This is a genomic window from Aphanothece sacrum FPU1, from assembly GCF_003864295.1.
Taxonomy (GTDB): Bacteria; Cyanobacteriota; Cyanobacteriia; order Cyanobacteriales; family Microcystaceae; genus Aphanothece_B; species Aphanothece_B sacrum.
In genome coordinates this window covers 118,988-139,341 of the sequence record NZ_BDQK01000005.1, presented here as the reverse complement: position 1 = coordinate 139,341, position 20,354 = coordinate 118,988, and the positions used below count along the sequence as shown (strand labels likewise).

General features: G+C 39.1%; 28 protein-coding genes. 26 read left to right on the top strand and 2 right to left on the bottom strand.

The genetic code is table 11. From position 1 onward, the window contains the following. The first annotated feature begins 1 nt into the window (after position 1). From rplR to AsFPU1_RS06520, 23 genes are all read left to right on the top strand, one after another. Entirely contained in the window at positions 2–364 is a 363-nt protein-coding gene (rplR, locus tag AsFPU1_RS06630) for a 50S ribosomal protein L18 (RefSeq protein WP_124972099.1), read from the top strand. A gap of 37 nt (positions 365–401) precedes the next feature. Continuing rightward, the gene (gene rpsE / locus AsFPU1_RS06625) at positions 402–923 is read left to right on the top strand and encodes a 30S ribosomal protein S5 (protein WP_124972101.1); all 522 of its coding nucleotides are present in this window, start codon (positions 402–404) and stop codon (positions 921–923) included. Between the two features lie 25 nt (positions 924–948). Next, positions 949–1,392 (top strand): 50S ribosomal protein L15, encoded by a 444-nt coding sequence (rplO, locus tag AsFPU1_RS06620; RefSeq protein WP_124972103.1) that lies wholly within the window; start codon positions 949–951, stop codon positions 1,390–1,392. Between the two features lie 382 nt (positions 1,393–1,774). Then, positions 1,775–3,091, top strand: a complete 1,317-nt coding sequence (gene secY / locus AsFPU1_RS06615; protein ID WP_124972105.1) for a preprotein translocase subunit SecY — start codon at positions 1,775–1,777, stop codon at positions 3,089–3,091. A gap of 73 nt (positions 3,092–3,164) precedes the next feature. After that, complete coding sequence (locus tag AsFPU1_RS06610; protein WP_124972107.1) at positions 3,165–3,728, top strand: adenylate kinase; 564 nt, start codon at positions 3,165–3,167, stop codon at positions 3,726–3,728. Between the two features lie 316 nt (positions 3,729–4,044). After that, the gene (gene infA, locus AsFPU1_RS06605) at positions 4,045–4,272 is read left to right on the top strand and encodes a translation initiation factor IF-1 (protein WP_124972109.1); all 228 of its coding nucleotides are present in this window, start codon (positions 4,045–4,047) and stop codon (positions 4,270–4,272) included. A gap of 114 nt (positions 4,273–4,386) precedes the next feature. Further along, a complete protein-coding gene (rpmJ, locus tag AsFPU1_RS06600) occupies positions 4,387–4,500 on the top strand; it encodes a 50S ribosomal protein L36 (RefSeq protein WP_012593611.1) in 114 nt (37 codons plus the stop codon). Positions 4,501–4,576: 76 nt separating this feature from the next. Then, the gene (rpsM, locus tag AsFPU1_RS06595) at positions 4,577–4,960 is read left to right on the top strand and encodes a 30S ribosomal protein S13 (RefSeq protein ID WP_124972111.1); all 384 of its coding nucleotides are present in this window, start codon (positions 4,577–4,579) and stop codon (positions 4,958–4,960) included. Between the two features lie 48 nt (positions 4,961–5,008). Next, on the top strand, positions 5,009–5,401 hold the full coding sequence (gene rpsK / locus AsFPU1_RS06590) for a 30S ribosomal protein S11 (protein ID WP_124972113.1): 393 nt from the start codon (positions 5,009–5,011) through the stop codon (positions 5,399–5,401). A gap of 100 nt (positions 5,402–5,501) precedes the next feature. Beyond that, positions 5,502–6,446 (top strand): DNA-directed RNA polymerase subunit alpha, encoded by a 945-nt coding sequence (locus AsFPU1_RS06585; protein ID WP_124972115.1) that lies wholly within the window; start codon positions 5,502–5,504, stop codon positions 6,444–6,446. Positions 6,447–6,518: 72 nt separating this feature from the next. Next, positions 6,519–6,869, top strand: a complete 351-nt coding sequence (gene rplQ / locus AsFPU1_RS06580) for a 50S ribosomal protein L17 (protein ID WP_124972189.1) — start codon at positions 6,519–6,521, stop codon at positions 6,867–6,869. A gap of 24 nt (positions 6,870–6,893) precedes the next feature. Continuing rightward, positions 6,894–7,772: a tRNA pseudouridine(38-40) synthase TruA gene (gene truA / locus AsFPU1_RS06575; RefSeq protein ID WP_124972117.1), complete on the top strand. Its 879-nt coding sequence runs from the start codon at positions 6,894–6,896 to the stop codon at positions 7,770–7,772. 39 nt (positions 7,773–7,811) lie between these two features. Further along, the gene (gene rplM / locus AsFPU1_RS06570; RefSeq protein WP_124972119.1) at positions 7,812–8,267 is read left to right on the top strand and encodes a 50S ribosomal protein L13; all 456 of its coding nucleotides are present in this window, start codon (positions 7,812–7,814) and stop codon (positions 8,265–8,267) included. Further along, positions 8,267–8,680: a 30S ribosomal protein S9 gene (gene rpsI, locus AsFPU1_RS06565; protein ID WP_124972121.1), complete on the top strand. Its 414-nt coding sequence runs from the start codon at positions 8,267–8,269 to the stop codon at positions 8,678–8,680. The genes rplM and rpsI overlap by 1 nt, the downstream gene beginning before the upstream one ends. A gap of 29 nt (positions 8,681–8,709) precedes the next feature. Continuing rightward, positions 8,710–8,964 carry a 50S ribosomal protein L31 gene (gene rpmE / locus AsFPU1_RS06560; protein WP_124972123.1) on the top strand — a complete coding sequence of 85 codons (255 nt, stop codon included), beginning with the start codon at positions 8,710–8,712 and terminating at the stop codon, positions 8,962–8,964. An 85-nt stretch (positions 8,965–9,049) separates the two neighbouring features. Continuing rightward, positions 9,050–10,162, top strand: a complete 1,113-nt coding sequence (gene prfA / locus AsFPU1_RS06555; RefSeq protein ID WP_124972125.1) for a peptide chain release factor 1 — start codon at positions 9,050–9,052, stop codon at positions 10,160–10,162. A 9-nt stretch (positions 10,163–10,171) separates the two neighbouring features. Beyond that, positions 10,172–10,537: a VOC family protein gene (locus tag AsFPU1_RS06550; RefSeq protein WP_124972127.1), complete on the top strand. Its 366-nt coding sequence runs from the start codon at positions 10,172–10,174 to the stop codon at positions 10,535–10,537. A 52-nt stretch (positions 10,538–10,589) separates the two neighbouring features. Beyond that, a complete protein-coding gene (locus tag AsFPU1_RS06545; protein WP_124972129.1) occupies positions 10,590–10,862 on the top strand; it encodes a hypothetical protein in 273 nt (90 codons plus the stop codon). A gap of 10 nt (positions 10,863–10,872) precedes the next feature. After that, positions 10,873–11,286: an HNH endonuclease gene (locus AsFPU1_RS06540; protein ID WP_124972131.1), complete on the top strand. Its 414-nt coding sequence runs from the start codon at positions 10,873–10,875 to the stop codon at positions 11,284–11,286. A gap of 230 nt (positions 11,287–11,516) precedes the next feature. Further along, complete coding sequence (locus AsFPU1_RS06535) at positions 11,517–11,747, top strand: type II toxin-antitoxin system HicB family antitoxin (RefSeq protein WP_124972133.1); 231 nt, start codon at positions 11,517–11,519, stop codon at positions 11,745–11,747. Further along, positions 11,744–11,965, top strand: coding sequence for a type II toxin-antitoxin system HicA family toxin (locus AsFPU1_RS06530; protein ID WP_124972136.1), 222 nt, complete (start codon positions 11,744–11,746; stop codon positions 11,963–11,965). The genes AsFPU1_RS06535 and AsFPU1_RS06530 overlap by 4 nt, the downstream gene beginning before the upstream one ends. Positions 11,966–12,378: 413 nt before the next feature. Continuing rightward, entirely contained in the window at positions 12,379–14,112 is a 1,734-nt protein-coding gene (gene ureC / locus AsFPU1_RS06525; protein WP_172957445.1) for an urease subunit alpha, read from the top strand. A 1,103-nt stretch (positions 14,113–15,215) separates the two neighbouring features. Beyond that, positions 15,216–15,833 (top strand): Uma2 family endonuclease, encoded by a 618-nt coding sequence (locus AsFPU1_RS06520; protein ID WP_124972138.1) that lies wholly within the window; start codon positions 15,216–15,218, stop codon positions 15,831–15,833. A gap of 74 nt (positions 15,834–15,907) precedes the next feature. Here AsFPU1_RS06520 and AsFPU1_RS06515 read toward each other — a convergent pair whose 3' ends face one another. Continuing rightward, a complete protein-coding gene (locus tag AsFPU1_RS06515; RefSeq protein ID WP_124972140.1) occupies positions 15,908–16,678 on the bottom strand; it encodes a sulfite exporter TauE/SafE family protein in 771 nt (256 codons plus the stop codon). Positions 16,679–17,274: 596 nt separating this feature from the next. Between AsFPU1_RS06515 and psbZ the strand changes: the two genes are divergently transcribed. The 3 genes from psbZ (at position 17,275) to AsFPU1_RS06500 (ending at position 18,879) form a co-directional block, all read left to right on the top strand. Further along, complete coding sequence (gene psbZ, locus AsFPU1_RS06510) at positions 17,275–17,463, top strand: photosystem II reaction center protein PsbZ (RefSeq protein WP_124972142.1); 189 nt, start codon at positions 17,275–17,277, stop codon at positions 17,461–17,463. 96 nt (positions 17,464–17,559) lie between these two features. Then, on the top strand, positions 17,560–18,051 hold the full coding sequence (gene ribH, locus AsFPU1_RS06505) for a 6,7-dimethyl-8-ribityllumazine synthase (RefSeq protein WP_124972144.1): 492 nt from the start codon (positions 17,560–17,562) through the stop codon (positions 18,049–18,051). Between the two features lie 315 nt (positions 18,052–18,366). Continuing rightward, positions 18,367–18,879: a phosphoribosyltransferase gene (locus tag AsFPU1_RS06500; protein ID WP_124972146.1), complete on the top strand. Its 513-nt coding sequence runs from the start codon at positions 18,367–18,369 to the stop codon at positions 18,877–18,879. A gap of 96 nt (positions 18,880–18,975) precedes the next feature. Here the strand turns inward: AsFPU1_RS06500 and AsFPU1_RS06495 are convergent, their stop codons facing one another. Further along, complete coding sequence (locus tag AsFPU1_RS06495; RefSeq protein WP_124972147.1) at positions 18,976–20,241, bottom strand: dihydroorotase; 1,266 nt, start codon at positions 20,239–20,241, stop codon at positions 18,976–18,978. Positions 20,242–20,354: the final 113 nt, after the last annotated feature.

The window sequence follows — 20,354 nt, the reverse complement described above, 5'->3', positions numbered from 1 at the left end:
TATGAAACTCACTCGTAGACAGTCGGTAAAACGTCGTCATGAACGTATCCGCAATAAGGTTAATGGCAGTCCTGAGCGTCCTCGCTTAGCGGTTTTCCGTTCTAATCATCATATTTATGCTCAAGTGATTGATGATTTGGGGCAACATACTTTAGCTGCGGCCTCAACCCTAGAACCAGAAGTCAAAACCGCCCTTTCCTCTGGCGCAACTTGTGAAGCTTCGGCCGTCGTCGGCAAATTAGTAGCTCAAAGAAGTTTGGCTAAAGGAATCGAACAAGTGGTCTTTGATCGCGGTGGTAGTCTCTATCATGGACGGGTTAAAGCCTTAGCTGACGCGGCCAGAGAAGCTGGATTACAGTTTTAGACACCGCACTCATCAATATAGTTAAAGGGTAAAAAATATGGCAAAACGTCGTAAAGGTGGCCGAACTAAAGCCAAAGAAACAAACTGGCAAGAGCGAGTAATTCAAATTCGCCGTGTTAGTAAAGTGGTTAAGGGCGGTAAAAAATTGAGCTTCCGAGCTATTGTGGTTGTTGGTAATGAAAATGGCCAAGTTGGGGTTGGTGTTGGTAAAGCTGGAGATGTCATCGGAGCAGTGCGTAAAGGCGTTGCTGATGGCAAAAAACAGTTGATTGATGTGGCCTTGACTAAATCTAATTCTATTACTCACCTAGTTAATGGAACCTCTGGCGGGGCTAAAGTAATTGTAAGACCTGCCGCTCCTGGTACTGGTGTAATCGCAGGGGGAGCCGTGCGGACGGTTTTAGAATTGGCCGGGGTGAAAAATATCCTCGCTAAACAATTAGGTTCTAATAATCCTCTCAATAATGCTAGGGCCGTGGTTAATGCTCTCGAAGCGTTACGCACTTTGGCTGAAGTGGCACAAGAAAGAGGTGTTCCTTTAGAGCATCTGTATACCTAAGTTAAACATCACCAGAAGAGAAATTATGAGAATTCATGAACTTAGCCCGAAAGAAGGCTCTACACATCGTAGCCGTCGGGTTGGCCGAGGTATCGCGGCTGGACAGGGTGCTAGTTGTGGTTTCGGAATGCGGGGGCAAAAATCCCGTTCCGGTACAGGGACAAGAGCAGGGTTTGAAGGGGGACAAATGCCTCTTTATCGCCGCGTTCCTAAACTGAAACATTTTCCTCTGGTTAATCAGAAACATTACACCATCGTTAATGTTAGTCAACTGAATGTAATCTCTCCTAACTCATCTGTTACCTTAGAAAGTTTGATGGAACTGGGAATTATTACTACTAATGATGGCCCTCTTAAAGTCTTGGGAGATGGAGAGTTAACCATTGCTCTGGAGGTAACTGCTGCGGCTTTTACTAAAACCGCTCAAGCCAAAATTGAACAAGCTGGCGGCAATTGTCAAAGCGCATAAGTAAGTAGGTAGACAGAATTAATTACACAAAATTTGTAGGGGCGGGTTTTTTACATAAATCAATGATTCTCACAAAAAAATTAAATAAACCCGCCCTTACTACCTTTGTTACTCAACCATTACGACTATATCAAAACCCGCGCCGGAGGCTGTGCAATTAATTTTGCGCGCGGTACTTAAGGAAACAGGCACAAGGGCCAAGGAAATATTTTTAGCCTTTGGGTTCATATTTCTTAACTTAGATAAATTTTAATTTATTCTTGCCTTTTGCCTTTTGCCTTTTGCTTTTTGCCTTCCCACAGGGCAGACTCCTGCTATAACTGCAAAAACCATTGATAATTAATAAGTAACAATTGATCATTGATAACTGAGGTCGCCATTAATGGTTGTCAGTCGAGATAAAACTCCTACAGCACAAGAAACGTTTTTACAAATGGCCCAGGCAGCCGGCCTTCGAGGTCGGCTGCTGATTACCATTGGATTATTAATTTTAATTCGCTTTGGCATTTTTATTCCCATCCCAGGAATTGATAGACAAGCTTTTGCTGCCGCGATTAGTAATAGTCCGGTTTTAGGCTTTCTCGATATCTTTACGGGGGGAGGGATTTCCACTTTGGGGCTTCTTGCCTTGGGAATTCTTCCTTATATTAATGCCTCCATTATTATCCAGCTTTTGACGGCTGCTATTCCTTATCTGGAAGATTTACAGAAAAATGAGGGAGAAGCCGGAAGAAGAAAAATTGCCCAATTTACTCGCTATATTTCTTTGGGTTGGGCAGTTATTCAAAGTTTGGCTATTACGGTTGGGTTACTCCAACAATATGCCGTTGATAAGAATTTCTGGTTTGTCCCATCAACGGTTTTGGCTTTGACTGCTGGTTCCATGTTAGTTATGTGGATATCAGAGATAATTACAGAAAGGGGCATTGGTAACGGGGCTTCTTTATTGATTTTTGTCAATATTGTCGCTAGTTTGCCAAGAACACTAGGAAATACCATTGATTATGCTCAAACGGGTGGCCGTCAAGCGGTTGCTCAAGTGGTTATTCTCTTGTCTGTCTTTTTGATGATGATTGTCGGTATTGTCTTTGTTCAAGAAGGAACTCGACGTATTCCGATTATTTCTGCTCGTCGTCAAGTGGGCCGCCGTTTATATCGAGAAAGAACCAGTTATTTGCCTTTGCGACTGAACCAAGGTGGGGTTATGCCTATCATTTTTGCTTCAGCCGTCCTCATTTTACCCCAGTCTTTAGCCGGATTTTTTGGAACTCAAGGGCCCGTAAGTCAGATTCTGGTACAAATAGCTAATGCTTTACGTCCGGGAAGTTGGATTTATATTGGGGTTTACTCTTTGTTGATTCTCTTTTTTAGCTATTTTTATGCTTCCTTGATTGTTAACCCGGAAGATATCTCTAAAAATCTTAAGAAAATGGGGGCTAGTATTCCAGGGATTCGTCCAGGAGAGAAAACTAAAGAGTATTTAGAAGGGGTACTCAATCGTCTGACGTTCCTGGGGGCCCTGTTTTTAAGTATTGTGGCTACTATTCCTACCCTAGTTGAAGGGGCAACTCAGGTCACTACCTTTCAAGGGTTGGGAGCAACTTCTCTCCTGATTTTAGTCGGGGTAGCCATCGATACTGCTAAACAAATCCAAACTTATGTGATCTCCCAACGCTATGAAGGGATGATTAAACAATAGTTATTGTATTTTTTGTAGGGGTAATTCACAAATTACCCCTAAATTTTGAACAACATAATCAAAATATTAAAAAATGACGCAAGCTAAGGGATTAATTTTTTTGGGGCCTCCTGGTTCAGGAAAAGGCACTCAAGCAGAGGTTTTATCAGAACAATTACAAATTCCTCACATTTCTACTGGAGAAATGTTACGACAAGCTATTGATGCTAAAACTGTCTTGGGACAAAAAGCACAAAGTTATGTTGATCTCGGAGAATTAGTTCCCGATGAGTTGTTATTAGATTTAATTGAGGAACGATTAAATCAAGAAGATGCTCAAAAAGGGTGGATTTTAGATGGATTTCCTCGCAATGTGACTCAGGCAACTTTTTTAGATCAGTTACTTGAGAAATTGCCTCAATTTTCTGAACAAGCTGTTAATTTAGAAGTGCCAGAAGACGTACTGGTAGAGCGATTACTCTCTAGAGGGCGTAAGGACGACAATGAGGAGACTATCCGCCGTCGGTTAGAAGTTTACCTCGAAAAAACTCAACCAGTCCTCGATTATTATCGTCAACTTCAACGTCTTCATTCGGTCGATGGAAATCAACTGCCCGAAGCCGTAACCACTTCTTTAAGCAATATTATCACCCTATAAGTGAAAATTTGGTATTTCCCAGCATCTTGGGGAAAATGTATTATATGTTACAAAATCTCGAAAAGTGGGTTACGGTGCGGACAGGAAAACTAGATTAGAATTCACAAATTATGGCCCGCGCCTAACACACCCTACGATATATAAGATTTTGTTATCACCACAGGTACGGGAGAGAAAAAATCAGTAACTAAATGACTATTGTTTGCTAATATATGTATAAGGGAGAGTCTGTCTCCTAACCATTGGCTTGTCTAAAAAAGACAGGTTAGGCTAGTGAGGGGATTTTTCTGGCGTGTACCATTTGAGGCGAAATAGTTTGTCTAAACAAGATTTAATTGAAATGGAGGGAACGGTAATGGAATCTCTTCCTAATGCCATGTTTAGGGTGGATCTCGATAATGGGTTTAACGTATTAGCTCATATTTCCGGGAAAATTCGTCGAAATTATATTAAAATTCTACCGGGAGATCGGGTTAAAGTGGAACTAACCCCTTATGACTTGACCAAAGGAAGAATCACTTATCGACTCAAAGGCAAAAAATAAAAAGGCATAAGTTGGAATAATAGGAAGTTCTCAAAAAAAATTCTTATAATAAGCTGACTTAGAACGTAAAATTTGCTATAATAATAAGCTTGCAGTAATGCTGTAGAAAAAGCAATGAAAGTTAGAGCATCAGTCAAAAAAATGTGTGAGAAATGCCGTGTCATTAGGAGGCGCGGTCGGGTAATGGTAATTTGTTCTAATCCGAAGCATAAACAACGCCAAGGTTAAGAACGACAACCTATCTCAAAATTGATTAACTTAAAGACCTAGCATTAAAACCAAACAACGTACAGGGAGAACAAACGTGGCGAGGATAGCTGGTATAGACCTGCCTCGGGATAAGCGTGTGGAAATCGGGTTAACTTATCTCTATGGTATCGGTTTATCTCGATCTCATGAAATCTTAGCAGAAACAGGAGTCAATGCTGACACCCGAGTCAGAGACTTAACGGATGAAGAAGTCGCGGCCTTGCGGGCCTTTATCGAAACCAATTATCAAATCGAAGGAGATTTGAGACGTTGGGAAGCGATGAACATCAAGCGGTTAGTAGACATTGGCACTTATCGAGGTCGTAGACACCGTCAGGGATTACCCGTGAGAGGACAAAGAACTCGAACTAATGCTCGTACCCGTCGAGGAAGAAGAGTCACAGTAGCTGGGAAGAAAAAAGCTCCAGCTAAGAAATAAAGCATTGTTATTAGCAATTGAATTAACCAGAGATTTCAGCAAAGAACTATGGCGCGACCAACTAAAAAAAGCGGCCCAAAGAAACAAAAGAAAAACATTCCTACAGGAGTGGCTCATATTCAGTCCACCTTTAACAATACTATTGTTACCATAGCAGATACCAGAGGTGACGTAGTATCTTGGGCATCCGCCGGATCTAGCGGATTTAAAGGGGCAAAAAAAGGAACACCCTTTGCGGCTCAGACAGCAGCAGATGCGGCCGCTCGCCGAGCCGTTGATCAAGGAATGAGACAACTTGAAGTGATGGTCAGTGGGCCAGGAGCAGGACGAGAAACGGCCATCAGGGCCTTACAAGGGGCAGGATTAGAAATTACCCTGATTCGGGATGTAACCCCCATTCCTCATAACGGTTGTCGTCCACCAAAGCGACGTCGAGTTTAGCCAATCGTCCTCAATCTTGGATTACAAGGATTTTTGGCGTTGGTGCGGGCGCGAAATTCCGCGCCTTGGAGGAATTTGACAATGAAGGGAGATCATGGTCGTGGCGCAATTTCAAATTGAGTGTATAGAATCTAAGACTCAAAAAAATCAAAGTCAATACAGTAAATTTGTTTTAGAACCTTTAGAGCGTGGTCAGGGAACAACCGTAGGCAATGCCCTAAGGCGCGTTTTATTGGCCAATTTAGAAGGAACGGCGGTGACTGCTGTTCGCATTGCGGGGGTCAATCATGAATTTGCCACCATTCCTGGGGTGAGAGAGGACGTATTAGAAATCATGCTCAACATGAAAGAGATGGTTCTCAAAAGTTATGCTGATCAACCTCAGATTGGTCGTTTAGTAGCTACTGGCCCTGGCACGATCACCGCCGCTCAATTTGATATGCCATCAGAAGTGGAAGTGATCGATCCGACTCAATACGTAGCCACTCTTACAGCAGGGGCTAAACTAGAGATGGAATTTCGTATTGATAAGGGAACGGGATACGCGGCGATAAATCGGAGCAAAGATGATGGTAGCTCTCTAGATTTTTTACAAATCGATGCAATTTTCATGCCCGTTACGAAAGTTAACTATAGTATCGAGGATATCCGAGGAGATGAGGGACAAGCTCAAGATCGGCTAATGTTGGAAATTTGGACAAATGGGAGTTTTAACCCCAAAGAAGCACTTTCTGAAGCGGCCGAGATCCTTGTAGATTTATTTAGTCCCCTCAAAGATCTCAATCAGCTTGAAACTAGTACCCCTGATTATCAAGATGATGATAATCCTCAAAGCCAAATTCCCATCGAAGAATTACAGCTATCGGTACGGGCTTACAACTGTTTGAAACGGGCGCAAATCAATACAGTAGCCGATTTATTAGATTATAGCCAAGAAGATCTGCTAGAAATCAAAAATTTCGGTCAAAAATCTGCTGAAGAAGTTATTGAGGCCCTGCAAAAGCGTTTAGGCATTACCTTACCCCAGGAAAAAGCCAAAACTTAACCCCTATTACCCATGATCATTGTTCTTGAATAATTGATCATGGTAATTTTACCATTAGGAGAAACAAGCACTATGCGTCATCGGTGTCGCGTGCCTCAACTAGGCAAACCAGCCGACCAACGGAAAGCGTTGCTGCGATCGCTGGCTACTCAATTAATCCATCACGGTCAAATTCAAACCACCCAAACCCGGGCCAAAGCGGTGCGGGCCGAAGTGGACAGAATGATTACTCTAGCTAAAGAAGGTTCTCTGTCGGCCAGACGTAAAGCGTTAGGCTATCTCTATGAGAAAAAGTTAGTTCATAAGCTGTTTGCCGAAGCTCCAGAACGCTATGGCAACCGTAACGGCGGCTATACTAGAGTAGTTCGTACTTTGCGTCGCCGAGGGGATAATGCTGAAATGGCCATTATTGAGCTTGTCTAATGGGTTCAAGGAACGAGTAAGCTTATGGAAAATGTTGCCTCATCAAAAAAACAACGAGTTGCCTTAGTCATTCAATACTTAGGCAACGATTTTCATGGCTGGCAGCGACAACCCAAGCAGCGAACCGTTCAAGAAGAGTTAGAAAAAGCCATAACCGAGGTATTGGGCCATCGGCTGAATGTAAAGGCGGCCGGACGAACTGATTCGGGAGTTCATGCGGCTGCCCAAGTCGCTCATTTTGATACCTTTAGCCCCATTCCAGCGATGCGCTGGGCCGATATTCTCAACCCTCGCTTACCCGATGACGTTCTGATTCGTGCCTCAGCCTCAGTGCCTCTGACATGGCACGCCAGATTCTCGGCCCGATGGCGACGTTATCGTTATACCTTTTACACCGACAAACGACCTAATCTGTTTGTGAAGCCTTTTAGTTGGCACTATTATCATTCGCCTTTAAACCCTTTTTTGATGCAAGAGGCCTTAATCCCCCTGATGGGAAAGCACCACTTGTCGGCTTTTCATCGGGCCGGTTCTGATCGAGATCATTCTTGGGTTGACATTCAAGCGGTTCAATGTTACCAACAAGGGCCTTTGATTCATGTAGAAATTCAAGCCAATGGGTTTTTATACGGGATGGTACGTTTGTTGATGGGAATGTTGGTAGAAGTCGGTAGTGGAAAACGTTCCTTAGCCAATTTTACCGATATTTGGGTTAAGGAACGGCGAGAAGAGGTTAAATATTCGGCCCCCCCTCAAGGACTGTGTCTGTTGCGGGTTGGTTATGAGGAGTTTCCTTTTCCCTCCCATGTTTGGTTTGATACTCAACCCCTGTTTATCTTTAATCAAGTTCTTGATAGCTCCTTATCGGTGACTCAGGGACGAATTCCTTGTTCTATGAGTTAATACTCATGAAATAAATCACACAAACCTTCGATAATTCTCATGAACAAAACCATAATTCCTAATATTAATAACCTCGAACCGAAATGGTACGTGGTAGATGCAGCCGATCAGCGTTTAGGCCGGTTAGCGTCTGAAATTGCTCAAATTTTACGGGGCAAAAACAAACCTACCTATACTCCCCATCTAGATACGGGGGATTTTGTCATTGTCGTCAATGCTGAGAAAGTGGTGGTAACAGGCAAAAAAAGTAGTCAAAAACTCTACCGTCGCCATTCTGGTAGACCAGGAGGGATGAAAGTTGAGAATTTTGAGAAACTGCAAGCCCGTATTCCTGAAAGAATTATTGAACAGGCGGTTAAAGGAATGTTACCGAAAAATTCCTTGGGCCGTAAACTGTTTACCAAAATGAAAGTCTATCCAGGTGCGAGTCATCCTCATGATGCTCAACAACCTGAAGAATTGATCCTTAATACTATTCCCGCCGGAGATAACTAATGCAAGCCACTGATACTAAAGATAAAGTCGTTTATTGGGGAACAGGTCGTCGTAAAGAGGCGGTGGCTAGAGTTCGTTTAGTCCCTGGTACTGGAGAAATTATTGTGAATAAGAAACCAGGAAAGGACTATTTTAACCGTATTCCCGCCTATATCCAATCTCTGAAAGCTCCTTTAGAAACTTTGGGACTGGAAAATGACTATGATATTCTAGTTAATGCTCATGGGGGAGGACTGACTGGCCAAGCGGATGCGGTTAAACTAGGTGTAGCTAGAGCTTTATGTCAACTGGCTCCCGAAAATCGTCAACCTCTAAAAACGGAAGGCTATTTAACCAGAGATCCTCGTGCGACAGAGCGTAAGAAATACGGGTTACATAAAGCTCGTAAAGCTCCTCAATACTCTAAACGATAAGTTAACAGTTTATTATCTCAAGCAAGACTATGGCTAAACCTGACATTCATCCTACTTGGTATCCAGAAGCAAAAGTCATTTGTAATGGCGAACACGTTCTGACGGTTGGTTCGACTAAACCTCAAATTAACGTTGAAATCTGGTCGGGAAATCATCCCTTTTTCACAGGAACTCAAAAAATTATTGATACTGAAGGACGGGTTGATCGTTTCCAAAAACGTTATGGAATGCTTGGCAAAGGGGGTAAAAAAGAAGACAAAAAATCTGATGCCCCAGCAGAATAACCGAGAGGTTTATTTAATTAACCCAGCAGAAACTCTGCTGGGTTAACATTATTTATCAGAAGTAGAAATAACTGGTTAACATCTTATGGCTGAATCTTATTTATTAGAAAAATTACAATCAGTTGAGCAAACTTTTCATGAGTTGACTCGCCGTTTGGCTGATCCGGCTATTACGAGTAACCCTGATGAGTTACAACGAGTAGCTAAGGCTCGTTCTTCTTTAGAAGAAACGGTGAATACTTATGAAATTTGGCAGCAAACCACACAAGAATTGGCCGAAGCTAGACAAATTGTTAAAGATGCTGGTGGAGATCTAGAATTAAAAGAAATGGCTGCTTTAGAAGTGGCAGAATTAGACGAGAAGTTGCAAGAATTGGAAAAACATCTTAAAGTTCTTTTGCTGCCTCGTGATCCTAATGATGATAAGAATATTATGCTAGAAATTCGCGCCGGAACTGGGGGAGATGAAGCCAGTATTTGGGCGGGAGATTTGGTGAGAATGTATTCTCGTTATGCTGAAGAACAAAAATGGACAGTTAAGTTGGTTAGTGAGTCTTTAGCGGATATGGGCGGCTTTAAAGAGGCTATTCTCGAAATTACAGGAGAACGGGTTTATAGTAAGCTTAAATTTGAAGCGGGGGTTCATCGGGTACAGCGTGTTCCGGTGACGGAAGCGGGAGGACGGGTTCATACTTCAACTGCGACGGTGGCTATTATGCCTGAAGTCGATGAGGTGGAAATTCATATTGATCCTAAAGATATTGAACTGACGACAGCGCGTTCTGGTGGGGCCGGTGGACAAAATGTTAACAAGGTGGAAACGGCAGTAGATTTGTTTCATAAACCGACGGGTATTCGTATCTTTTGTACTGAGGAACGTTCACAGTTACAAAACAGGGAACGGGCCATGCAAATTTTGCGGGCTAAGTTATATGAGGCCAAATTGCGGGAACAACAAGAGGCCGTTAGTTCTATGCGGCGATCGCAGGTGGGAACGGGATCTCGTTCAGAAAAAATTCGTACTTATAACTATAAGGACAATCGGGTGACGGATCATCGTCTGGGGCAAAATTTTAGTTTGGTGGGGGCATTAGAAGGGAATATTGAGGATATGATTCAAACTTGTATTGGTCAAGATCAACAGGAACGTCTGGCGGAATTAGCGGCTTCTCCTGAGACGGCTGATGCATTTAATTAGGATTAAAGTATGAAAATAATTAGGTATCTTCATAGTTCTATTTTAGTGTCTGATCTAGAAAAAGCCGAATATTTTTATGGCACTATTTTAGGGTTAGAAAAGGTTGAGCGGACTTTGAATTTTTCGGGGGTTTGGTATCAGTTAGGAGATTATCAAATTCACTTGATTGTTGATCCTAATTTAATAGTTAATTTGGCGAATAAAGAAAAATTGGGACGTAATTATCATCTTGCTTTTGAGGTTGATAATTTGGATGAGATGCTCGAACGTTTAGAAAGTTATGATTGCCCGATTCAAAAAAGTAGTTCAGGTCGAGGGGCTTGTTTCACTCAAGATTTTGATGGCAATGTGATTGAAATTACGGCGGTTGGATAGGAGATTTTGTTGAAAATACACTAGACAAAGTATTTATTTTAGGTAAACAATAATGACTATATCAATTCAAAATCAACGAAAAATTTATGACGAGTTTATCGATTTTCTGGCAGCAGGAGTCACACCAGAAACTTTAGTCAACTTCCAGTATTCTGAGAGTACCCAAGAACAGTTAGAAGACCTTATTTATCGAGCAAAACTGGAAAAATTAACGCCAGAAGAACAGAAAGAACTAGATGAACTTTTAGTGCTGGAACATATTGTTACATTAGCTAAAGCTAAAGCATACATTATCATGCAAACTCAATCAGCGCAATCTCACTAAAAGGGTAATTATGTCTCGAACTTATATAGGGATAGAATTAAGAAGATTAGTTGCACAAAGGGCTAATTTTAGATGTGAGTATTGTCTTATTTTAGCCAGGGATCGTCTCTCTGGTTGTCACGTTGATCACATCATCAGTCTTAAACATGGGGGAGAAACAACCCCGGAAAATTTAGCCTATGCTTGTATTTTTTGCAACCTTAATAAAGGAACAGATTTAGGATCAATTATTTGGCGAACAGGAGAATTAATAAGATTTTTTAATCCTCGCCGTGATCAATGGAAAGAGCATTTTCATCTTGACAATGCTATCATTCAAACTATAACAGATATTGGTGAAGTAACGGCACGAATTTTTCAATTTAATAATTCTGAAAGGATTTTAGAAAGACAAATGTTAATAAAAGCAAATAGATATCCCTAATTGGGATTAACGGTTTCTAAAATAGGTTCCGTGTCTTCAATATTCGCTTTCATTTATTTTACAGCTAAGATCAACAAAATGGCGAGAACTTGTTTGGCGATCATTAACAGTTATAAATCTACTATTAATAAAATATTAGACTAATTTCGTAACATTTTTAACTCACGAAAAGTATTGAGATACTTTTCGTGTTATAATTGCAAAAATAGCCTTATCGATTTCTAAAAAAGATGACAGTCAATAAAATTAATAACGAAAGAATTGTTTTTCTTTATCCTGATGAAGATGGTTATATTATTGCAGAAGTGCCTAGTCTTCCAGGATGTATTAGTCAGGGAGAAACCCGTCAAGAAGCTTTACAAAATATTCAAGAAGCGATTACACTTCATTTAGAAGTGTTGCAAGAAAGAGGTGAATTAATTCCCGAAGACAAAATAGAAATTACCTCTGTTACAGTATGAGTAAATTACCGATAATTTCTGGAAAAGAATGTATTAAAGCATTAGAAAAAATAGGCTTTGTGATTTTTAGGCAAAGAGGAAGTCATATTACAATGGTAAGAGAAAGTCCTCAATGTCAAGTAACTATTCCCAATCATAAAACGGTAGCAAAAGGGACATTAAGCGCAATTATTAAACGGGCTGATTTAAGTATTGATGAGTTTATCAAACTATTGTAATTTGTAGAAATAATTTTATTATTTACGTTTTTTAGAATTATCAGTTAGAAATATGGTTCTACGGGACAAACTATGCTAAACTAATAATTAATAAAAGGCTAAAGCCTTATCCTATAGAAACAAAGTCCACCTTCGTGGACTAAATTATACGTGTGGAACACCGCATCTTGCCTGTTTTGTAGGGGTCAACAGCCGTTGACCCCTACAATATTATTAAGCTAAATTGAGATGAAATGTATGTCGGAGCTACAATACTTAAGATGGTGGGTTAAAATAAGGCAATAGATGGTAGGTTGGGTTGAGGCACGAAACCCAACCTACCCGAATTCTAATACACCAAATTAGCAGCAAACAATCGACTACAAATTATAAACTTTAGTAAAAAAAGTATTGAAAAGTTAGGAGAAACCCTCATGAGTTATCGTATGGATCGTCAAAAATATGCTGCTATGTTTGGCCCCACTATCGGCGATCGCATTCGTCTAGCCGATACCGATTTACTGATTGAAGTAGAAGCAGACTATACTACATACGGAGAGGAGGTAAAATTTGGCGGTGGGAAAGTGATCCGGGATGGTATGGGACAATCTCCTATTATTAACGGAGAAGGGGACGATCAGGCTGCTGATACGGTCATTACTAATGCTTTAATACTTGATCATTGGGGCATTGTTAAAGCTGATATAGGCATAAAAAACGGCAAAATTGACAAAATTGGCAAAGCGGGGAATCCTTACACCCAAGATAACATTGATATTATTATTGGCCCTGGCACCGAAATCATCGCCGGAGAGGGGCGAATTTTGACCCCTGGAGGCATCGATACCCACATTCACTTCATTTGTCCCCAACAGATAGAAACCGCCCTAGCATCGGGTATTACCACGATGATCGGAGGGGGAACGGGGCCGGCCGCCGGAACTACTGCCACTACTTGTACTCCTGGCCCTTGGCATATTTACCGGATGTTACAAGCGGCCGATGCTTTCCCCATCAATTTAGGATTTTTTGGTAAGGGTAATTGTAGCGTTCCTGATGGATTAGTACAACAAATAAAAGCGGGGGCATTGGGGTTAAAGCTGCATGAGGACTGGGGAACTACTCCTGCGGCCATTGATACTTGTTTGAGTGTGGCCGATGAATATGATGTACAGGTGGCCATTCATACGGATACGCTAAATGAGGCGGGATTTGTGGAAAATACCATCGCTGCCTTCAAAAATCGCGTAATTCATACTTTTCATACGGAAGGGGCCGGAGGGGGTCACGCGCCTGATATTTTGCGGGTTTGTAGCTATGCGAATGTGTTACCTGCTTCTACTAATCCCACTCGTCCTTATACGATTAATACTATTGCAGAACATCGAGATATGTTGATGGTTTGTCATCATCTTGACCCAAATATTGACGAAGATGTTTTATTTGCTGATTCAAGAATTAGAAAAGAAACTATTGCGGCTGAGGATATTTTACATGATTTAGGTGTAATTAGTATTATGTCTTCTGATTCTCAGGCGATGGGACGAGTAGGAGAAGTGATTATTAGGACTTGGCAAACTGCCCATAAGATGAAGGTACAACGAGGATTTTTATCGTCTCCTAGTCCGGTTTCTACCACTTCAGATAATGATAATTTTCGGGCTAAACGATATATTGCTAAGTATACAATTAATCCCGCGATCGCTCATGGAATTTCGACTTATGTGGGTTCTATTGAACCTGGAAAATTAGCGGATGTATGTTTATGGAAACCTGCTTTTTTTGGGGTAAAACCGGAAGTTGTTATCAAAGGAGGGATGATAGTTTGGGCGCAAATGGGTGATCCTAATGCCAGTATTCCTACTCCTGAACCTGTGTATATGCGTCCGATGTTTGGGGCGTTTGGGGGGGCTATTGGGGCCACTTCTTTAACCTTTATGTCTCAAGCAAGTTTAGAGTTAGAAATTCCGCAAAATTTGGGGTTAACTTCGAGGGTTGTTGCTGTTTCTAATACTCGTAATATTGGGAAAGCAAATCTGATTCATAATAATGCAACTCCTCATATTGAAGTAAATCCAGAAACTTATGAAGTGAGGGCCGATGGTAAATTATTAACGGCTGAAGCTATGGCAAAATTACCGATGGCACAGCGTTACTTTTTGTTTTAAAGTAACACACTATTCTAGGCTGTCACAGGTTACAATGTTTACAATTAATGATAAGTAGCGCGCGCAAAATTAATTACACAGCAAAGGCGGGTTTTGATATAGTCGGAATGGTTTATTAGCAAAGGTGGAGGCGGGTTTATTTAACTTTTTTTTAGAATCATTGATTTATGTAAAAAACCCGCCCCTACAAATTTTATGTAATTATATAATTGTAGATAGAAGACAAATGATTAATCGCTGTTTCTGTCTAAAGAATTTTCATTTTTGTAATCTAAATTTAGCTTTTACATCTTCAACGGAAACAACTTTTCCTGCTTCACTATATTACTCTAACTCAACTAAGTAGCTGGACAAAAATAAATAATGTCATTGCGAGGGGGGTTATTCAGTTATCAGTTATCAGTTATCAGTTATCAGTTAAAAGTTTTGATAACTGTTTACTGTTTACTGTTCACTGGTTTAACACCACCCCGAAGCAATCTTGCGATGGTTATGTTTATTTATGTCCAAGAACTTATTATAGCAAGAAATAAATTAAAATGTAATTATTAATTTTTAATAGTAAATAGATACACACAATTGATTTTTTAGTCACTTATTGAATTATAATTAAACGACGAAATAGACATCATTCTATGCTTGAAAATGGAGGACTTATTAACTTCTTAAAAAAGAATTTTCCTAACTATACCTTTGACAGAAAAACACCTATTCGACAGAAACCTGGTGGTAAAGCAGTAATATAGATCAAAATCGTTTTTCTAAGAAAGAACATACACCATTATTATTATTAAATTTACATCCCAATATTGTTCAACAAAGATGTCCTTTATTTCGAGAATTTTATGAATACTTAAATAATTTTGTCAACCTCAATAATGACCCGATTTAATAGCAGAAATACTCGCGACAGGCTGAAGCCTGAAGCTATAGGAACGAAGCCTGCCTACGCAGGCTCAAATATTAATAGGATAGCCCGCGCAGGCGGGCTTTGTTCCTATAGCCCAACCCTTTAGGGTTAGGGTATTTTAGAGAATGAAATAGCCCCGATTTAATAGTATTGAGTTATAATTAGGTAATATCAGTATAAAGTAGGTAAACAAATGGTTCAAGTTATCGCTAAAACTAAACCAGTAACCTTTGAAGAATTTGCCCAGTGGAAACTAGAAGGGGGACTCTATGAATTGCATGATGGAGTAATTATTGAAATGCCACAACCAGTAGGAGAACATGAAGAAGTTAAAGGATTTTTAATCAATGAATTAGCTTTTGAATACAGACGATTAAATTTGCCTTATTTCCTACCTAATCAAGCATTTGTTAAAGTACCTGATGGTGAATCAGCTTATTTACCAGATATTTTAATATTAAATCGTCCCAACTTAGTTAATGAACCTTTATGGAAAAAATCATCTACAGTAACTCAAGGTGTATCTATTCCTTTAGTTATTGAAGTTGTTAGCACTAATTGGCGAGTTGATTACTTAACAAAAGTAAAAGATTATGAAGAAATAGGTATTGTTGAATATTGGATTGTCGATTATTTAGGATTAGGTGGTAGAAGATTTATCGGTAGTCCTAAACAACCAACTATCTTAATTCATGAACTGATAGATGAAGAATATCAAATTACACAGTTTAGAGGTGATGAAGTAATAGTATCGCCAACTTTTCCCGAATTAATTTTAACAGCTAACCAGATTTTTCAAGCAGGTACTTAATAAATAGGACTTACGCAAAAAATAGTTAAATACGCTATAGATAGTGAGATGCGTTGGGAACACATCCTACATATTTATTGATAACTTTCCCAAGCTTGATAAAAAGTATAAACCGCTAAAATTGCTAATAATCCATAGAAACATAAGCGAACAATTCTATCAGGTAACTTAGGTAAAAAACGGGTACTAATTTGCGCCCCAATTAATCCTCCAGTTCCTAATATTATTCCTACAGAAAATAACACATTCCCATGTAAAGCATGACCCACACAAGCAGAAATAGCAGTAATAACAATCACCCCTAAACTGGTTTGAATTGCTACTTTAATTGATTCTCCTAAAAATAACATTTGTAGAGGAACCATAATCACTCCTCCACCAATACCAAATAAACCGGCTAAAACTCCTGCCAGTCCTCCAGTAATTAAACGAGCCAAAATCGGAGAAATATTGACCCCATTGGTTAAATTATCACTACTAATAAGATATTGACGTAAATTTCCTAATAAAATATTAATAATTAGAAATATTCCAAAAGACAATAATAAGATATAATTAGGTAAGTGATTTGATAAAAATACCCCTAATTGTGCTGTAATTAAAGCAGGAATAGCTAAAAAAATAACCCGATTAAAATCTAAATAGCCCATACGCCAATTCTGTATACTTCCTGAGACAGAAGTAATGACAATGGCTAAACTACTGGTGGCCACCGCTTGTAAGGGAGTATATTTGAGGGCTACCAATAAAGGTACTAATACTGTTCCCCCACCAATGCCCAACAGTCCGGCCAACAATCCAGCAAATAAACCACTTATAAGCAAAATAAAGGCATTGTTTGGCATTTTTGACTAATAAATCTAAATTACAATTTAATGAGATTGCTTCGGGGGGAATGATTACCGAAAATTTAGGTTTAAAGTCCCGTCATGAACGCAGAGCGAAGGACGGCTTTTTATTTGAGATTTAAGCCCTCGAATAAACTCTCTGATTAGCTCGCTTTGGTGTCTTCCCTCTTGCTATACTCAATATAACAGGCAAGGGTAATCAACCTGTTTAAAAACCCAGTAGCCGAGAGGCATACGCTTTACCTTGACAATCGAAGATATGGGGTTCTACCTAATTGTGCTAGTTTCTACCTGTGGGTAGGTAAAATTTTTGCAGGAACTAGACAAAGCAGTATTTGGAGTTAAACACTTCAATTCAAGCAAATTTTGTAGAAATACAACTAGGGTGGGGCGCACCCAAAGTTAAAGCTTGGGGAGAGAACCACCTCTGGCGAACGATAACGCAAGGAATCTAGGTTAAGTGGACTCGTTGAACCAAGAATCCCCGTCCGTTTTACGGCGGGGAGCGTCAATATTCAGGAAGCTTTTATTCGAGTTAGAAACTAGCTCTATTGCTCACCCTTATTTTAGAAGAACTGTAGGAGAACCGTATCATGTCTATCATCTTTCAATTTTTTTTAGCGGCCCTTGTTTTATTTTCCTTTGTTATGGTGGTCGGTGTCCCGGTTGCTTATGCATCCCCCCAAAACTGGAATCAGTCTAAACCCTTACTCTATCTAGGTTCTGCTATCTGGGCTATTTTAGTCGTGGTGGTGGCCATATTGAACTTCTTTGTGATTTAAGTTGGGTCTGAAAAATCCCCCGCCTTCGGTTAAGCTGTAGGTGGGGATTTTGCCCGAATATAGACAGAATTGGCTAATACTTATTAACTAAAAATCATGACAATTTTTGAGGGAACTTTTACTCAAGACCCGTCTTCCTTTCGTTTTGCCATTGTCATCGGTCGTTTTAACGATTTAGTCACCGATAAACTTTTGTCTGGGTGTCAAGACTGTCTCAAGCGTCACGGTGTTAATGTTGACCCTAACGGAACTCAAGTTGATTATGTATGGGTTCCCGGAAGCTTTGAGGTTCCCTTAGTTGCCCGTCAATTAGCTTTAGGAGGGGGTTATGATGCAATTATTTGTCTTGGGGCTATTATTCGTGGACAAACTCCCCATTTTGATTATGTGGCCGCTGAAGCAGCTAAAGGAATAGCGGCGGTTGGTTTTCAGACAGGGGTTCCAGTGGTGTTTGGTATTTTGACTACAGATACTCTACAACAAGCTTTAGAACGGGCAGGAATTAAGAGTAATTTGGGTTGGAATTATGGTCTGAATGCCTTAGAAATGGCGAGTTTAATGGGTCAATTACGTCATAAAGAATTATGAATTATGAATTATGAATTATAAATTATAAAATTAAGTAATGGGGTCTGAAACCTCGCCTTTTGAAGCGATACCTTTTTGGATAAGTTATAATTTTTTATTGAATTATAATTCATAATTTGTAATTCGTAATTCATAATTCATAATTCATAATTCATAATTCATAATTCATAATTCATAATTCATAATTCATAATTCATAATTCGTAATTCATAATTCGTAATTCATAATTCGTAATTCATAATTCATAATTCATAATTCATAATTCATAATTCATAATTCATAATTCATAATTCATAATTCATAATTAAAAAAATTATGTCAGATTTGTATATTTCCTGGGAACAATATCATCAACATATTGAAACTTTAGCGGTTCAAATTTATCGTTCCCAGTGGCAATTTAATCAAATTGTTTGTATCGCTAAAGGGGGACTCAGAATTGGGGATATTCTCAGTCGTCTATATCATCAACCTTTAGCAATTATTACTGCTGCTTCTTATGGGGGAAAAGACAATAAGATTCAAGGAGAAATTAAAATCAATGAACATCTATCTATGATTGGATCAAAATTAGGCAGTCATGTTTTATTAGTAGACGATTTAGTAGATTCTGGTATTAGTATACAACAGATTAGTCAGTGGTTATACTCTAATTATGGGGCAGATATTCAAGAAATTCGGACTGCTGTTTTATGGTATAAAAGTTGTTCGGTGGTTAAACCGGATTATTATGTAGAATATTTATCTGATAATCCTTGGATTTATCAACCATTTGAAAAGTATGAACAAATTAATATCGAAGAATTAAGTAACTTAACTAAGTTTTAGTTACTCAATAAGATTCGATTTCTGGAAACCAATAACATTTGAGTTGATAAGTCAGTCTGTAGTGTCATAAATTTGATACACTCCCATGAATTAAGCTTATTTTATTTTCAAGACTTTTCCTTTTATTTCTTGTCCTAACCAAGATGTATTACTACCTAAAGAATTTAGCGTAGATGGGGTAACTTTCCATACTTTTTCTGGATCAAATACAATAAAATTAGATGATTCTCCTACTTGAATAAGATTTAAAGTGTGTCCTAAACATTGTCGAGAATTAACACTTAAAACCTTCCATAATTGTAGCGCAGACCATTGACCACTAACAACAAATTCTTGCCACAATAAAGGTAAAGCTAATTCTAACCCAATTACTCCAGGAGGTGCTTCTGCAAAAGGAACGGTTTTTTCTTCATAAGTATAAGCTTGATGATCAACCGCGATCGCATCAATAACTCCTTGGTTTATTCCCTCAATTAATGCTTGACGATCTTCTTTATTTCCTAATGGAGGATTTACTTTTAAATTAGAATCATAATTGGCGAGATTTTCAGTATCTAATAATAAATGTAACCAAGTGGTACTAGCAGTAATAGGAAGTCCTCTTGCTTTCCCTGTAGCAATTAATTCTACACCACGACTGGTGGAAATTCGCATTAAATGAACTGGAGTTTGGGTAACAGCAACCATTTCTAAAATTGTCGCTATGGCGGTTGTTTCTGTCATTTCTGGGTTGCCAGGAAGTCCATAATTAATAGAACAAATTCCTTCTCTCATGACTCCATTTCCTTTAAGAGAAATAGCTTCAGGAACTAAAGCAATAGGTTTATTAAGGGGGTTAATATACTCTAAAAATCTTCTTAATAATCCTAAATTTTCAATACTTTTATTATCAGTAAATCCGACAACTCCTGCGGTTGATAATTCAACTAATTCAGTCATTTTTTCTCCTTCTCCTTTATGAGTAAGGTGTCCCCAAAAGTGAAGATTTACTTGAGAATCTAAGCTTTTAGATTGTTGTTGTAAAAATGCTAACGTTGCACAATTATCAATAGGGGGAACAGTTTGGGGGAGAATAACAAGATCAGTAAATCCTCCAGCAGCAGCAGCATTAGTCAAAGAAATTAGGGTTTCTCTATCTTCATATCCTGGTTCTCCACTATAACTATATAAATCCATTAAACCAGGGCCAATAATTAAATTTTCTGCTTCAAAAATTTGAGTTTCTGGAGTAATATTATCAATCTGAGGTTCAATGGCTTGAATAATATTATTATTTATTAAAATATCTCTGATTATATCAGTATCATTGACTGGATCTAAAAGACGAATTTGTCGAAAAAGAATAAGAGAATGGGTTGTCATAGGGAATGGAAATATGAGCAGGTTGATTACATTTTTTATCATCTATTAGTAAAAATTATAACAGATTGTCGGACATTACATTAAAGAAAATTAATAAAGTATATTACAAGGGG

Excerpts from the sequence above, each read along its gene's own strand:
- rplR (WP_124972099.1), top strand. The coding sequence starts at position 2 with ATGAAACTCACTCGTAGACAGTCGGTAAAACGTCGTCATGAACGTATC.
- rpsE (WP_124972101.1), top strand. The coding sequence starts at position 402 with ATGGCAAAACGTCGTAAAGGTGGCCGAACTAAAGCCAAAGAAACAAAC.
- rplO (WP_124972103.1), top strand. The coding sequence starts at position 949 with ATGAGAATTCATGAACTTAGCCCGAAAGAAGGCTCTACACATCGTAGC.
- secY (WP_124972105.1), top strand. The coding sequence starts at position 1,775 with ATGGTTGTCAGTCGAGATAAAACTCCTACAGCACAAGAAACGTTTTTA.
- AsFPU1_RS06610 (WP_124972107.1), top strand. The coding sequence starts at position 3,165 with ATGACGCAAGCTAAGGGATTAATTTTTTTGGGGCCTCCTGGTTCAGGA.
- rpmJ (WP_012593611.1), top strand. The coding sequence starts at position 4,387 with ATGAAAGTTAGAGCATCAGTCAAAAAAATGTGTGAGAAATGCCGTGTC.
- rpsK (WP_124972113.1), top strand. The coding sequence starts at position 5,009 with ATGGCGCGACCAACTAAAAAAAGCGGCCCAAAGAAACAAAAGAAAAAC.
- rplQ (WP_124972189.1), top strand. The coding sequence starts at position 6,519 with ATGCGTCATCGGTGTCGCGTGCCTCAACTAGGCAAACCAGCCGACCAA.
- truA (WP_124972117.1), top strand. The coding sequence starts at position 6,894 with ATGGAAAATGTTGCCTCATCAAAAAAACAACGAGTTGCCTTAGTCATT.
- rplM (WP_124972119.1), top strand. The coding sequence starts at position 7,812 with ATGAACAAAACCATAATTCCTAATATTAATAACCTCGAACCGAAATGG.
- rpsI (WP_124972121.1), top strand. The coding sequence starts at position 8,267 with ATGCAAGCCACTGATACTAAAGATAAAGTCGTTTATTGGGGAACAGGT.
- rpmE (WP_124972123.1), top strand. The coding sequence starts at position 8,710 with ATGGCTAAACCTGACATTCATCCTACTTGGTATCCAGAAGCAAAAGTC.
- prfA (WP_124972125.1), top strand. The coding sequence starts at position 9,050 with ATGGCTGAATCTTATTTATTAGAAAAATTACAATCAGTTGAGCAAACT.
- AsFPU1_RS06550 (WP_124972127.1), top strand. The coding sequence starts at position 10,172 with ATGAAAATAATTAGGTATCTTCATAGTTCTATTTTAGTGTCTGATCTA.
- AsFPU1_RS06545 (WP_124972129.1), top strand. The coding sequence starts at position 10,590 with ATGACTATATCAATTCAAAATCAACGAAAAATTTATGACGAGTTTATC.
- AsFPU1_RS06540 (WP_124972131.1), top strand. The coding sequence starts at position 10,873 with ATGTCTCGAACTTATATAGGGATAGAATTAAGAAGATTAGTTGCACAA.
- AsFPU1_RS06535 (WP_124972133.1), top strand. The coding sequence starts at position 11,517 with ATGACAGTCAATAAAATTAATAACGAAAGAATTGTTTTTCTTTATCCT.
- AsFPU1_RS06530 (WP_124972136.1), top strand. The coding sequence starts at position 11,744 with ATGAGTAAATTACCGATAATTTCTGGAAAAGAATGTATTAAAGCATTA.
- ureC (WP_172957445.1), top strand. The coding sequence starts at position 12,379 with ATGAGTTATCGTATGGATCGTCAAAAATATGCTGCTATGTTTGGCCCC.
- AsFPU1_RS06520 (WP_124972138.1), top strand. The coding sequence starts at position 15,216 with ATGGTTCAAGTTATCGCTAAAACTAAACCAGTAACCTTTGAAGAATTT.
- AsFPU1_RS06515 (WP_124972140.1), bottom strand. The coding sequence starts at position 16,678 with ATGCCAAACAATGCCTTTATTTTGCTTATAAGTGGTTTATTTGCTGGA.
- psbZ (WP_124972142.1), top strand. The coding sequence starts at position 17,275 with ATGTCTATCATCTTTCAATTTTTTTTAGCGGCCCTTGTTTTATTTTCC.
- ribH (WP_124972144.1), top strand. The coding sequence starts at position 17,560 with ATGACAATTTTTGAGGGAACTTTTACTCAAGACCCGTCTTCCTTTCGT.
- AsFPU1_RS06500 (WP_124972146.1), top strand. The coding sequence starts at position 18,367 with ATGTCAGATTTGTATATTTCCTGGGAACAATATCATCAACATATTGAA.
- AsFPU1_RS06495 (WP_124972147.1), bottom strand. The coding sequence starts at position 20,241 with ATGACAACCCATTCTCTTATTCTTTTTCGACAAATTCGTCTTTTAGAT.